The organism is Sphingobacterium sp. LRF_L2 (assembly GCF_965644235.1).
In the GTDB taxonomy this organism is placed as follows: domain Bacteria; phylum Bacteroidota; class Bacteroidia; order Sphingobacteriales; family Sphingobacteriaceae; genus Sphingobacterium.
Window position 1 is genome coordinate 153,296 of record NZ_CBFFRI010000011.1, and the last position, 13,923, is coordinate 167,218.

A 13,923-nucleotide genomic window follows, 5' to 3' on the forward strand; every position below is an offset into this window, starting at 1 on the left:
TTGTTGATCTAAACGAAAAGAGAAATGAAAAAAAAGATATTCTGGAATGTATGTTTTTTAGTAGCATGTTCCGTACTATACAAATGCAAGCCAAGTGAGGAAGGTTATCTTAGCGAGACTTTCCGCTACAATGTAGAAAATCTTCAGGTAAATCAGGGATCGGTAGTTTATACAGACCCCCTGATTTCCAATGGGAGTACAACACCGTTGACGGTCAATCTTCTTGCTATTCGTAACAAGGAAACTGGGGAACTAGCTCCTGAATTTTTGGAAGAACAAGAAATTTCCACTTATCTGGGAGAAGTCACTTGGCGGGATACAACATTGGAACAGTTAAATGCAAAGATTGGTAAATCGATGTATCCACCTTTGATGGTAAATACGGTCGGTGGAAGAGTGGGGTTTACGCAAGCGACGAATTTTGTAAACGCTGGTTCCTATACGATTGATATTGAAGTGAGCAATCTTGTAGGCAAAAGGACGATAAATAATGCATTAGATTTTGATATTATTGGCGCGAAGATAGATTCTATTTTCTATCAAGCTTGTACCAGTTCAGATTATGGGGCCGAGGATAATTTTACGTCATATTCAAATTACAGAGTAGATGTGGAGTACATTCCTGAAGGCGAAAATAAAATTGTCTATATGTGGTTGGATAAGGATGGAAAAGCCTTTAGTCCGAAAGCTGGTCAGGTAATAAAGCGGGGGGATCGTCCCACATTCAAGAACTGGTCTCCTTATTATCCGGAAGAAGTGACAGATACCGCATTGGTTTATGAGTTTCCAGACGTTTCAGGGTTGGTTTATCCCATTATTAGCGGTATATACATCGGATCGACCTACTGGTCCGGTGATCCAATCTGTTATTACCGTGTTGTAGGAACAGCGAATAGTTTGGGTAGAAATCTAAACCCGGTTACTACCGTAAAGTACTATAGGAAAGGTACGTATATCGTTCGCTTTAGGTTTTTGACATTGAGTCGTGTTTAGTTGATCGCTTCAATTGTATGATTATGGTAAATAGAGTAATTCCCATATTTATTTCGTTGCTTGTTTCCCTTGTATGGATTACGACCGCATGTAGTAAAAAAATTGTAGCTCCGCAACAGGAAACCGATCCACCTGAAGTAGAAACGCCTTCTGATGATTCGTTAACGATTTATAGGCCAAATGAATTCGCTGATATGGATTTTACAAACAATGCGAGTACCTGGTCCTATAGTAGAAGTCGGGAATCCACACATTTTATAGTGTTTTGGGGCGCTGGCTACGGAAGCAATGATCCCAATTCTGCTACTGTACCCGAAACCTATCGTGTAGATATTGATGATTTACTGGCAAAAGCTGAACAGTTCTACAGTATCAACATCAATACCTTGAAATTTGCAGAACGCGGTGTGGGGAAATCTAATCTCGATAAATACAAGATGATGATATTCCTACATTATACAACAGAATGGATGGCTTATGGTGGTGGATACGATGATGTGATTGGTGCATTATGGATTAATCCTGCAACTTGTAAACCCGTTGGTTCCACTATTGCGCACGAGATCGGACATAGTTTTCAGTATCAGGTACGCTGTGATTTAGGGGCTACGCATGGTTTTCGCTATGGTTTTGGTGGTAATGGCGGTAATGCATTTTGGGAACAAACGGCCCAATGGCAAGCTTTTCAAAGTTACCCGGAAGAAGCTTTTTCTTCCTATAATTTTACAGTTTATACGGAGAATTACCACCGTCATATTCACCATGAACATCAGCGCTATGCCAGTTATTTTATTCATTGGTATTGGACGAATAAGCATGGTATTGATATGGTTGGGCGTGTGTGGCGGGAAGCTAACCAGCCGGAAGATCCTATTCAAGCTTATATGCGTATAAACGGTTTGAGTGTTAGTCAATTCAATGATGAGATCTATGAAGCTGCTACACGTTTTGTGACATGGGATTTAGATAGTATACGTAGTTTTGGACAAAACTATATCGGAAAGCATACACATAAATTTACTAAACAAAGTAACGGGAGTTACCGAGTAGCTTATGAACGCTGCCCTGGCACGACGGGATACAATGTCATTCCATTGGTCGTGCCAGCGACAGGTACACAGATAACGACTTCGTTTACAGGATTGGCGAATGCTACGGGGTTTAATCCAGTGGATGCTTCACGTGCAGGCTGGCGATACGGCTATGTGGCCCTATTAGAAAATGGAACCCGCGTATATGGAGATATGGCACAAGGAGGAACTGGTACGGTGCATTTTACAGTGCCTGCAAACTGTAGCAAATTATGGTTTGTGGTGACAGGCGCTCCAACTGTTTACCAGCCCCATGCTTGGGATGAAGATGAAAGTAACGATGAGCAGTGGCCATACGAGGTTCAATTTACGAATACAAACATTGTTGATTTTATTGATGTCGATGCAGAACCTCAAGATATTGCACTAAATTATAACGTAAATTTTGCTGCAAGCGCTACGGAATACACAGGTGCTGATGTTTCGGTGAATGCCGCGCAATTGGGGCAGGCTTTTGCTGTGCAACCCACTGATATAGCAGGACTACTGTCTAGCGGTGCGATGAAGTTCTATGCAGTAGAGGCAAACGGTACATTGAATGCAACAACCACAGCAAATGGTTATGGACATTGGTATACGGCAGCAGGTAATGTAACGAACTGGAATGTGGGGTCTGTACTTTTTTCAGAGTTTAATGCGAACAATCTCACATTCTCAGTTGGGCAATACCCAGGAGCTACATCGCAAGGAAACCAATACACGATCCGTCAGGCGATTATATACACTTATGATACAAATAAAACTGTACAAGCGACATTCACCTTTAATGTAACAATCAACTAAAGTTTTGGTAATTGTTTTTATTTGAGAGGGGCTGCTGTTTTAGCAGCTCCTTTTTTTTAATCGTTTTGGCCTCGTTTACCTAGAATCCAATAAAGTGTCCAGCCGATTAATGAACCGAATAGAATGATGATAATCCATAGTAACTTTTGGTTACTATTGAGATACGGGTTACATACTGCGTGATAAATCGTATAACCGAAAAAAAGAAATGAACCAAGGGCAAAAAATATAATAATTTCTTGCATTCCGATAAATAGTATGCTCATAATAAAAGTTAATTTAAGATAGTATCTGTAACCTTAATTTTAAATATTGATTTACAATGCGAATCTTAATGTTTTTTTTTAGTTAAAATAGGAATAATTCATCTGTATTACTAACCGGATTTTGATGTATAGATCACATATTTTAGCTCTGGGATTCAATAGTCTACAGAATAGAATTCTCTTAATGGTTTTGCACTACTAGTATAAGTTTTTTTGTGATTGGTTTTGGGCGATAGCAACTGGTATAGGCTTAGATCATACTTGTACTGGCGTACTACATACCTGTATAAGCATATATCATACTTGTGTTAGCGTATCACATACCTGTATTGGAGTAGATCATGCTTGTGTTAGCGTATTACATACCTGTATTGGCGTATATCATACTTGTGTTAGCGTATCACATACCTGTATCGGCGTAGATCATGCTTGTGTTAGCGTACTACATGCCTGTATCGGCGTAGATCATACTTGTGTTAGCGTACTACATGCCTATATCGGCGTAGATCATACTTGCGTTAGCATATTACATACCTGTATTGACGTAGATCATACTTGTACTGGCTTATTACATACATGTATCGGCGCAGATCATACTTGCGTTAGCGTACTACATGCCTGTATTGGCGTAGATCATACCTGTATTGGCGCAGATCATACTTGTGTTAGCGTACTACATGCTTGTATTGGAGTAGATCATACTTGTGTTAGCGTACTACATACCTGTATTGGCGCAGATCATACTTGTGTTAGCGTACTACATACCTGTATTGGCGTAGATCATACTTGTGTTAGCGTATTACATGCCTGTATCGGCGTAGATCATGCTTGTGTTAGCGTACTACAGGCCTGTATCGGCGTAGATCATGCTTGTGTTAGCGTATTACATACCTGTATTGGCGTAAATCATACTTGTGTTAGCGTATTACATACCTGTATTGGCGTAAATCATACTTGTGTTAGCGTATTACATACCTGTATTGGCGCAGATCATACTTGTGTTAGCGTATTACATACCTGTATCTTCTGTTAAGGAACTTATTCCTTATGTATTCTGACCTTGATATTTTTTGTAAATGGTAGGGTGGCACTTCGAAAAAGACCGTCTAAAGACTATGGAAGAGAGCCGAAATAAGGGCAGATGCTAAAAAGTTTGTCATAAACTGATGTAAGTTTGTCGTATCCGAACTTCGTTTGTGATAAACTGATATGCGTTTGTTATAAACTTGGAAGCGTTTGCGGTAAACTGATTTTCGTTTGTGACAAACGCAATCGCGGTTGCTACAGATTGATATGCGGTTGGGGTGTCAGATGCAAGCTGACGATAAACTTGTCTTCGTTTGCGACAGACGCATTTACGTTTGTGATAAACTTATTCTAGTTTGCAATAAACTGCTATGCGGTTGTGATAGACTGTTATGCGGTTGGGACAGATTTATATCGGGTTGGTTCAGACTAAGTGTCGTTTATGGGGGATTTTTGGCAGTATCCTGCCAGGAAATAGGCCAGATTGGAAAAAAGACGGCCTTCGCCTGAGGTGAGAAAGTATTTATTTATCAAGATAAAAAGCTAATATTATTAGCTTTTTATCTTTTTATTTCTGATCTTTGATTACGAAAATCAATTGTACAGTCTGAAGAAGTTCTACTGTCCCTAGAGGCAAGTAGAATTATTCTTGACGACCATTTATAACAACGATCCGTTTGTCATGTGCTCTTATTTTGATGTACAGGTATAGCGGTGATAATTATGCTCAAATGAAAACACAAAACAATCTTTTAGGGAAGTACGTAGATATATGTACTGATTTTGGCTGGAAGCTTTATTTTGGTCCTGAACAGGGCAAGCAGAACCTGATTTCCTTTCTGAACAGCCTCTTTGACGGGGAAAAGGTAATTAAGGATCTGGACTACCGCGCTACTGAACGACAGGCGGAGCGGGAGGGTGGACGCAAGGTTATTTTTGACCTGTACTGCACGAGTGAGGATAACAGCCATTTTATCATCGAGATGCAGCAGCTCGCGCAGGAGTTTATCAAAGATCGCATGGTTTACTACAGCTCCCGTCTTATCCATAGCTTAGTACCGAGAGGACCTCGGGGAAATAGTTATGAGCTTCCAGAAGTTTATCTGATCGGTATTTTAGATTTTTCTTTGCAGGGAAGCCTTCCGGATAAATATTATAATGACGTGCTTTTGTGCGATAAAGATAGTAAAGAGATCTTTTACGATAAATTAGGTTACAAACTGTTGTGTCTACCCAATTTTCAGAAAAAAGGTGCTGAGGTAAAGAGTACGATGGATATGTGGCTTTATTTATTTAAGTACATGAATGCGTTGAATGAAATGCCCAAGTTCTTGGATAAGCGCGTGTTTAGGCTTATCTTTGAGTTAGGAGCAGTTTCAAATCTAACAGTAGATGATATGAGAGCATACGAATGGAGTTTAAAAGATAAACGTGACGCAGAAAGTATCCGCATCACAGCAGAGCGTGCTGCCCTTCGGCAGATGGAGGAAGGTATGAAGACTGGTCTAGCGAAAGGGATGGAGAAAGGTTTAGCGGAAGGTCTAGAGAAGGGTATGGAAAAAGGTTTGGCGGAAGGTATGGAAAAAGGTATAGCGCAAGGAATGAAAAAGGGAATTGAAAAGGGGATTGAAAAAAACAAACATGAAGTTGTAAATAAACTTATTGTTAGGGGAGATTGTTCGGACGAGACTATTGCAGATATTGTCGATGTTTCTTTGGAATTTGTACAAGCCATGCGAAAGGAGTTGTCCCCAAGTAAACAGTAAGTTCGTGATGATAAATCGCCTTTCAGTTTACCTCTATTCATTTTTGTTAAACCAAACCACTGTCTAGCTTTATCAATAAAACTAGACAGTGGTTTGGAAAGTATTTACCGCTACTTTTTCGTGTTCTTTTTTACCCATTTCGCATAGTCAATCTCAACAAGCTTGCGGGGACTGTCCACAAACCAAGCATAGCCATTTTTTCGTTCATTCGAAACATCCTGAAAGTTGTAAGTTGTGCTATTGTCTCGATCTCCGAAGATGGGTTTGTTATTCTGAAGATCATAAAATCGCGACCATATAATAGATGTACTGTCGGGGATCAGTTCCCGGACATCATCTCCTTGGCTATTTTTAATATGTTCGAATCGATACCCCTCAATATCATGCGTCGCAAACCATCTTACAGCAGCGTCTACACTTTGGCGGATCTGATCGGAATAAGGTTGCTTCATTAGAAAGCGTACCACGTTGACGGATTCGGCAGTGCTCAAAGATGCCGGCTCAAAACTGCGTGCTTGTGCTGGAGTTAATGTATGATGATCATACTGTGCTGCCCAGATAGTAAGTGTATCATTTTGTTTTACTTGTAGTGAGAGTAAGCAGGAAATGCCTTTTTCTACGGCATCAGCTGCCCTTTTTTTAAGAGAGTTCTGAACCTCTTTATAAGAACCCGAACCTGTCGCAGTTGCATCTAGAATAGCTAAGGCATTTACCATAGCATTATCGTTTAGTGTTATTTGTCCGCGATACAATGAACTGTCTGGATAGTATTGAGGGAAGCCTCCATTGTTATATTGTGCCGTAAGAAGATAATCAATACCTTTCTCCGCGGCCTGGAGGTAGGTTTTCTTCTTTGTTTTACTGTAGGCGTTCATCAATATGTCGATTTCTCTACTGGTTGCTTTGTTGTCTATTGTCGCATGTTTTGTTCCTGTAGATTTAATTGTATTCAACAGATCCGGGGTCAAAGGGAGTCCATAATTGACGACAGATTTGTCACTGAGCTGCTTAGGCCAAGCTCCATTGGCCAATTGATAGTGTAGCACTTTTTCTGCGAGTGTATCAATCTTTTCGGATGCTTTTTGCGCATTAACGAGTGCAAGAGTAAATAGCATTAAAATAGAAATCGCGTATTTCATGTAAATCATTATTTATGATTGCAACGACCTCATTGGGATAAATGAGATCGTTGCAACCGGTTTATTTTTTTAATCGCAGTGGCAATCTATCTCCATCGGGGATCTCCACTGGTGTTTTTACCTTCAAACGATGCATCTTTGAACGTGAAATTACTACCTGCAGGATTGTTAAAAAGATCGATGCTACTGCCTGTGTAGGTAGTGATTCCAGTCAATGGTCTGCTACTGTCTATATCCAGGTCACTGGTTTTAAAGGAATTGCTGACGCTCAACGAACCGCTGCCTCTGACACCACCAACAGGGCTGGTGACCGCCAAATGTTTTGCAAAAATACTATTTCTGATGTTTATTGCTCCATACGATTGCGCGTTATAGTCTATCAATATCCTTCCTGTTCCGATAATATTGTAAAATGTACAACTCTCTATGGTCACCGATTCCGATGGAGAGTTGTTGTGTAACAACAGGCCGTACCCAAGTGAACTGAATGTGGAATTGGAAATCGTTATCTGCTGTATTACATTGTTCGCAACATTATTATTGATGAAACAATAACTGCCATTTCCACCTGCGTTGACTCCGATATCTTCTACAATACATTGGTTAAACGATAACTTTTGTATTGTTTTTGCATTATTCGCATTTTGTAAGCGCATTGGCGAATTGGTGAGATGCCTTATTTCACAATTTTCAAAGATCAATTCTTCGATGTTGCAAGCCGCACTTTGGTTGAAAATATAGTTGTTTTTTGTGCCCTGACCGACTAGGCCTCCTTCATATCCTGAAAAATGTATATTTTGAAATTTAATAATACCACCTGTCGTCGGAAGGTTTATTTGGCCTGAAACCGTTAAAATAGGTTTGTCAGTTCCTTCCGCGCCAAATAAGGTGATCGAACCATTGGGAAGTGTTACGGTTGTTAGGCTGTAATGGCCGCCTTGCTCTAGTACATATACATCACCGCTCTTCGCTGTGTTCAATAAACTTTCTAGGCTTTGGCTGGCGTCGGCGGGATTTGCAGACACGTTGATAATATTCCCAGAAGGAACGCCATCTTTGGTAGAAAAAGTGATAGTTCCCTTATTGGCTGTACCATCAAATATGATGGCCTCATACGTTGTAGACGGTGTTAGTCCTGAAATTAATTTGCTTCCATTTGTTTTTTCTTCTTCGTCAATGTTGTAGCTCACATCATTTAATGTGAGGTGAGTAACGTCACTGGGAACGGTCCAGTACAGTTGCACTGTGGTCGAGGTGATGTTTTCGTACTTTGCCGACTGCAACAGTTGTAAACCAGCAATTTTAAAGGAAGGGGATACAGACCATTTGGATTCCGATACATTCTCTTCACCGTTGACTTTAATACGCGCATAATATGTTGTGCGGACTAGAATATCAGCATCGGTAATTGTGAGTGCATTGGTTTCTGATTCAAAAGTATATTCAGCTCCCCCTGCAAAGTTATTGTCCTGAGCTACTTCTACCGTATAAGAAAGATCACCTGTAGCATGCTTAGGCGCATCCCAGACCAACACCACAAATGTCTGCTCATTCTGACTTACTTCTATATTTTGGACCGAGAAAAAACGATCGTAATCAAGACTCGTCAATTCCGTAAGCTCTTTACTGCAAGAAATGCTGGTTATAGTAAGCATGCCTACTATGCATAATTGAAGAAGATTTATTTTTAAGTTATTCATAAGTTACACCTCCATTCGTTAAGACACCATTTGAATTGTCAAGAAAATATTGAAAAATAGGCCAATATTGCTGTGAATTTGGATCACGCCGAAACAAACAGTTCCAATATTCTTCCCCTACATTATCTGACGAGCTGGCCAACTGCCAGTTGGTACTGCTGGTATAATTTATTGCGCCATAAGCATCGGTATGTCCTTTTTCCAGTCCATATATTTCTAGGGTTTCATTGTCGGCTAATGTCTTATAGTAGACTTTTGTTGGATAACTCGCATAGGCTCCTGTTTTTGTATCGAGTTGTTGTAATTTCGATTTGGCAAGCTCCAATTTCTCGGACAGCTTGCCCCATCGGATCAAGTCTGCTTTTCGAAGCATTTCGCCGCAAAATTCCAGTGCTCGTTCGTTGATGATTGCATTTCTGAAGCCTGTTTGATCTGTGATACCTGCCATGTATGTAGTTACCATTTCAGGATTATCGGGATAGGCTCTGTTTCGGATAAGTTCGAGGTAATGTTTGGCGTTGCTCAGATCGCCAAGTTCATTATAGGCTTCGGCTAACATAAGGATGACGTCTCCATATCGCATATACATCCAGTTCATACCATCGTCACTGGTAGCTAGAAGACTTAAATCCCGTGTCATCCATTCATACCTGAATTTACCGTAATAAAAAGCACTAGCCGAAGAGATAGATTGCTTACCTCCATCCCAACGATAGGGAACAACACTCACGTTTCGCCGAACATCTTCTTTCTCATATTCATACCACATAATAGGATTAGGACCTAAACTTCCGCCACCAGCGTAGTTGGTGTATTTGTCTACATTGACATGACGGACAGCATAAGCAGACATGATACGGCCACGCCCTGCCTTAAAGGGGATTTCCCATATGGACTCCAATCCTGCCGTTCCCTTTTCTTCCATCAACGTTCTAAATACAGTTTCGAAAGATTGCAGCTGATTGACTCCCGCGTCGACAATGCTTTGACATTCTTCCTTCGCAATAGTATACAGCTTATCGGTAGACATATCGGAATCGGATGTTCGTCCTGTTGTACCATCCATATTTTGAGATACGCCTGCAGCATATAGCGCAATTCTTGCTCTGAGTGCTTTAGCGAATGATTTACTTACGCGTTCCACAGACTTCGTTTTCTCAGATTGGTTAGGCCAAGGCAGGTAGTTCTGTGCTTCTTCCAAGTCTGCTAACAAGCGTTTGTAGATAACATATTTATCCGTTCTCGGCAAATTTGTGGTCTCCGTTGTTATTGGATCAAAACGCATTGGTACATCGCCCCAGGCTTTGATAAGTTCGCAGTACATGACAGCGCGTATCGTCATAAATTCACCTAACAATTGGGCCATCGCGCTGTTGTTGGGAATATCATTGTAGGTATTTAATGCATAGATGGCAATATTTGCACGCTCAATTCCCTGATACATCATCGCCCAGGTATCGTTGGATAAGTTTAAGTTCGTATTTCCTACGTTCGTCTTGTAATTAACCAGTTTTGTACGATCATCACTGATGTTTTTTAGGGAGAGGTAGACGTCCACATCTGTGTTTGCTCCGTAATAAGATAGGTACCTCGAGCGATGGGAGTTTGTTTCCATAAAGCTTTGTACTACACCTGTGTATGCACCTTCCGCGAGTACAGAGGTAGTGAAAATAACAGACGCATCTAATGATGATTGTGATTCTGCTTCTAGCAGATCTTTCTTGCACGAGGAAAGAATGGATGCACCGAATGCAAGTAGTAATAGATATTTCTTTAACATAATTTCAGTCTTTAAAAACCAACATTTACACCGAATACAAAACTTCTGCTTTTAGGATAAGCCGAATAATCAACACCAGGAGTCAGCGGTGTTTTTCTCCTTGTTGAGACCTCTGGGTCAAATCCGCTATAGTTGGTAAACTTTAATAAATTATAGCCTGATACGTAGAAACGTAATCTTTCCATTTTTGCTCGCTTGCTAATGCTTTGGGGCAATGTATAACCTATGGTTGCTGTTGTCAGACGAAGGAATGAGCCATCTTCTACCGCCCAATCGCTAAATACAAACCGATCCATTACCGGAGACCACATGGTGGTATTGGCATTCATAGATGCAAGTTCATCGGGATCGTTACTGATCGTTCCATTGGCTCGGAGGTTTGTCCATCTTTTTCCAGATTCCATTTCGCTGGTCATGTTTCTATTTGCGTATCTGCTTGTTGTTGTGTATTCGATTTTGTTCGCATTATAGATATCATTACCGAAACTCCAGGTGAAATAGGCTGCTATGTCAAAGTTATAGATACGTGATACGAGTGAAAAACCGCCGGTATGCTTGGGCGTTGCGTTGCCTATGATGGTGCGGTCATCGTCAGCATTAATCACACCATCGTTATTCAGATCTTTCAGCTTTAAAGAACCTGGGCGAAGGGTGCCAATGACACCACTGGCATCGGCAACACCTTCTTTCAGAACCCAGGCATTGTTGATGTAACCTTGAAAGTCGGAGACTTCATATCTTCCGGCATTTTGATAGCCGTACATCGAACCAAGAGCTTGTCCAAGTGCAGCTTGGTAATCTTGATTGATCTCAGTCGATGCCCAACCTGTGGTCACTGTCGATCCATTGATGGCATCTAGACCTCCCAGAGATTTGATTTTATTTCTATTGATGGAAAGGTTGGCATTGATCATGAGATCGAAGTTCTTCTTTCTGATGGCATTGTAGTTTACAGAAACTTCAAATCCTTTGTTTTCCGTGTCGCCCAGATTGCGGTATTGGTTATCGTATCCTGTGCCTGCAACGGGGAAGAGAATAAGCAGGTCTTTGGTTGTATTTTGATATATCTCTGCTGTAAAGTTTAGCCGGTTTTTAAATAAAGCCATGTCTAATCCCAAGTTTCGTGTGACGGTTGTTTCCCATCTTAAATCAGGATTTGCCATGGTTTTGGATGGCGCCCATAGACTTGTCTCCCCATTCACATAGATGTTTTGGTTGGAAACAGCATATTCTTGTAAAATTTGCCCCGCAGGAATTCTGTTGTTGCCAGATTCCCCATAACTGAACCGCAACTTGAGATCATCTAACCAACCTTTTGTAGAGGTCATGAAGCCTTCATCTGAAATACGCCATGCTGCTCCCATTGAAGGAAAGTAACCCCATTTGTTTCCCGTAGAGAATTTGGAAGAACCATCCGCTCTAAAAGCAATATTAAACAAGTATTTCCCTTTGTAACCGTAATTAGCTCTGCTGAAGAAAGAGAGTAGGATATCGTCTGGTGAATAGAAGGTATTGCTGGCATACGCGACTCCCTGACCCGAAAGTTTTCGTGCGTCTTCGAATGTAAAGGTTGTTGGAAATCCTACGTTTTCCTTTGAAAACACATTCTCTTTCGTAACGAGATATTCGTGTCCTCCTAATAGATTAAGACTATGATCTTTTGCTAGTATATTTTTAAAATCAAAGTTTAACGTATTTGTATTGCGAAGGGTACTTTTCGTCGTGTTCGTCGTTCCAAGAACAGGATTGCCTTGGTACTGAGCATCACTAATGTTTGTCGCATAATAGGTTGTTACACCGTAAAATCGATCTTGATAGTTTTTGTAATCGTCATAACCGATATCGGTTCGAAAACGCAAATTGTCCGTGATTTGATAATTTAAGGCTGCATTTAGATTATACTGTCTTCTCGTTACTAATTGGTCATTATCAGAAAGGGATACCAAAGGATTGTATAGACTGAATCCGGAATCATCCTCGTCAGTGTTTTCATCGCGTATGGTCAAACCCGGAAGTGGAATTGATGGATAGATAACCGCATGCTTGAGGCGAGAATCGGCGGATGATTTTTCGTTTACTTCATTTGCACCTGCACCGTTTATTTTGGTGTCGGCAAAGCGAAAACCTAAGTCTAATGTCAGTTTATCGAAAATTTTATGATTGAGTTTAAAATTTAAGTTTTGTCTTTCGTAACGGGATAAGGCCATAATAGCTTTGTCTTTGACCATATTATGCGAAACATTGAATTTTGTTTTTTCTGTTCCTCCGCTAACACTTAGATTTTGATTGTAAGTCGTTCCTGTGTTGCCAAATACAATATCCTGCCAGTCATTTCCAACAACACCTTGATAGAGATCGATGTCCTGAAATTCGCCAAAATATTTAGTGTAGTTTATCGTATCCTTTTTCAAGAGTGCGCGCTCATATTGCAATAAAGCATAGTCATAGGGCTGGAGCACGGTAAGTTTATCGGCAAGTCTTTTTACACCGGTGAAGGCATTAAAACTGATGTTTGTTTTGCCTGCTTTACCCGATTTTGTGGTAACGATGATGACGCCGTTTGCACCTCTGGATCCATAAATTGCTGTTGAAGAAGCGTCTTTCAGGACATCAATCGTTTCGATATCATTGGGGGCGATATCGGCGATCGAACTTACTGGAAAACCATCGACAATATACAAAGGGGAGTTATCTTGTGTAATGGATCCTCCTCCGCGCACGCGCACGGTCATTTCGGCTTCTGGCGACCCTTCAGTTGTCATAATCGATAAGCCCGAAACACGACCGGCCAATGCTTCTAGTGCCGAGGAAACAGGTGCCGCTGCTATGGTTTTGGCATCTACCGAAGATACCGCTCCTGTAAGATCCTTACGTTTGACAGTACCATAGCCAATGACGACTACTTCGTCAAGTTGGGAGTCGGCTTCTTGCAGTACGACATGGAGTGTGTTGTTGTCCGTAACCGGTAGCTCTTGGACAGTGTATCCTACGGATGTAAAGGTTAAAATATCACTGCTTGACTCAATGTTGATACTGTACATTCCCGATGCATCGGTCTTTGTCTGTACATTCTTTCCTTTAATCTTGACAGTGACGGATTCGATGGGGCTCCCATCGGCGGTTTCTACTTTTCCTGTTAGGGTTCTTTTCTGGGCAAAAGCCATTTGAAAAAACAGGAGTAAAAGAAATAGGGCATGTAGTTTCCTCATAATAAAAATTAAAATTTATAGTGGTTAAACTTGTTAATACGTGACCTTACACAACGTCGGTTGCTTGATGACAACAAATCCCGTGGGGACACAATAATTTTCGTGTTATTATTAGATTTACTTTTTATGGTTATGTCGATTAGATGATTATATCTTTCGATGTAATGACT

The 13,923-nt window shown here is 40.8% G+C and carries 8 protein-coding genes; 3 read left to right on the forward strand and 5 right to left on the reverse strand.

The genetic code is table 11. From position 1 onward, the window contains the following. The first annotated feature begins 24 nt into the window (after nt 1-24). Nucleotides 25-993, forward strand: coding sequence for a hypothetical protein (locus ACSZOX_RS20425; protein ID WP_437922060.1), 969 nt, complete (start codon nt 25-27; stop codon nt 991-993). Nucleotides 994-1,016: 23 nt separating this feature from the next. Next, nucleotides 1,017-2,867: a DUF4859 domain-containing protein gene (locus ACSZOX_RS20430; protein ID WP_437922061.1), complete on the forward strand. Its 1,851-nt coding sequence runs from the start codon at nt 1,017-1,019 to the stop codon at nt 2,865-2,867. A gap of 56 nt (nt 2,868-2,923) precedes the next feature. Here the strand turns inward: ACSZOX_RS20430 and ACSZOX_RS20435 are convergent, their stop codons facing one another. Then, a complete protein-coding gene (locus tag ACSZOX_RS20435; RefSeq protein WP_437922062.1) occupies nt 2,924-3,133 on the reverse strand; it encodes a hypothetical protein in 210 nt (69 codons plus the stop codon). 1,757 nt (nt 3,134-4,890) lie between these two features. Here ACSZOX_RS20435 and ACSZOX_RS20440 point away from each other — a divergent pair. Beyond that, nucleotides 4,891-5,925: an Rpn family recombination-promoting nuclease/putative transposase gene (locus ACSZOX_RS20440; protein WP_437922063.1), complete on the forward strand. Its 1,035-nt coding sequence runs from the start codon at nt 4,891-4,893 to the stop codon at nt 5,923-5,925. A gap of 110 nt (nt 5,926-6,035) precedes the next feature. Here ACSZOX_RS20440 and pelA read toward each other — a convergent pair whose 3' ends face one another. The 4 genes from pelA to ACSZOX_RS20460 all read right to left on the reverse strand — a co-directional run bounded on the left by pelA (nt 6,036) and on the right by ACSZOX_RS20460 (nt 13,753). Further along, nucleotides 6,036-7,064: a pectate lyase gene (gene pelA, locus ACSZOX_RS20445; protein WP_437922064.1), complete on the reverse strand. Its 1,029-nt coding sequence runs from the start codon at nt 7,062-7,064 to the stop codon at nt 6,036-6,038. Between the two features lie 86 nt (nt 7,065-7,150). Continuing rightward, nucleotides 7,151-8,764 (reverse strand): DUF5123 domain-containing protein, encoded by a 1,614-nt coding sequence (locus ACSZOX_RS20450; protein WP_437922065.1) that lies wholly within the window; start codon nt 8,762-8,764, stop codon nt 7,151-7,153. After that, nucleotides 8,757-10,544 (reverse strand): RagB/SusD family nutrient uptake outer membrane protein, encoded by a 1,788-nt coding sequence (locus ACSZOX_RS20455; RefSeq protein WP_437922066.1) that lies wholly within the window; start codon nt 10,542-10,544, stop codon nt 8,757-8,759. The genes ACSZOX_RS20450 and ACSZOX_RS20455 overlap by 8 nt, the downstream gene beginning before the upstream one ends. Before the next feature lie 11 nt (nt 10,545-10,555). Next, nucleotides 10,556-13,753: a SusC/RagA family TonB-linked outer membrane protein gene (locus ACSZOX_RS20460; protein WP_437922067.1), complete on the reverse strand. Its 3,198-nt coding sequence runs from the start codon at nt 13,751-13,753 to the stop codon at nt 10,556-10,558. Nucleotides 13,754-13,923 lie beyond the last annotated feature (170 nt).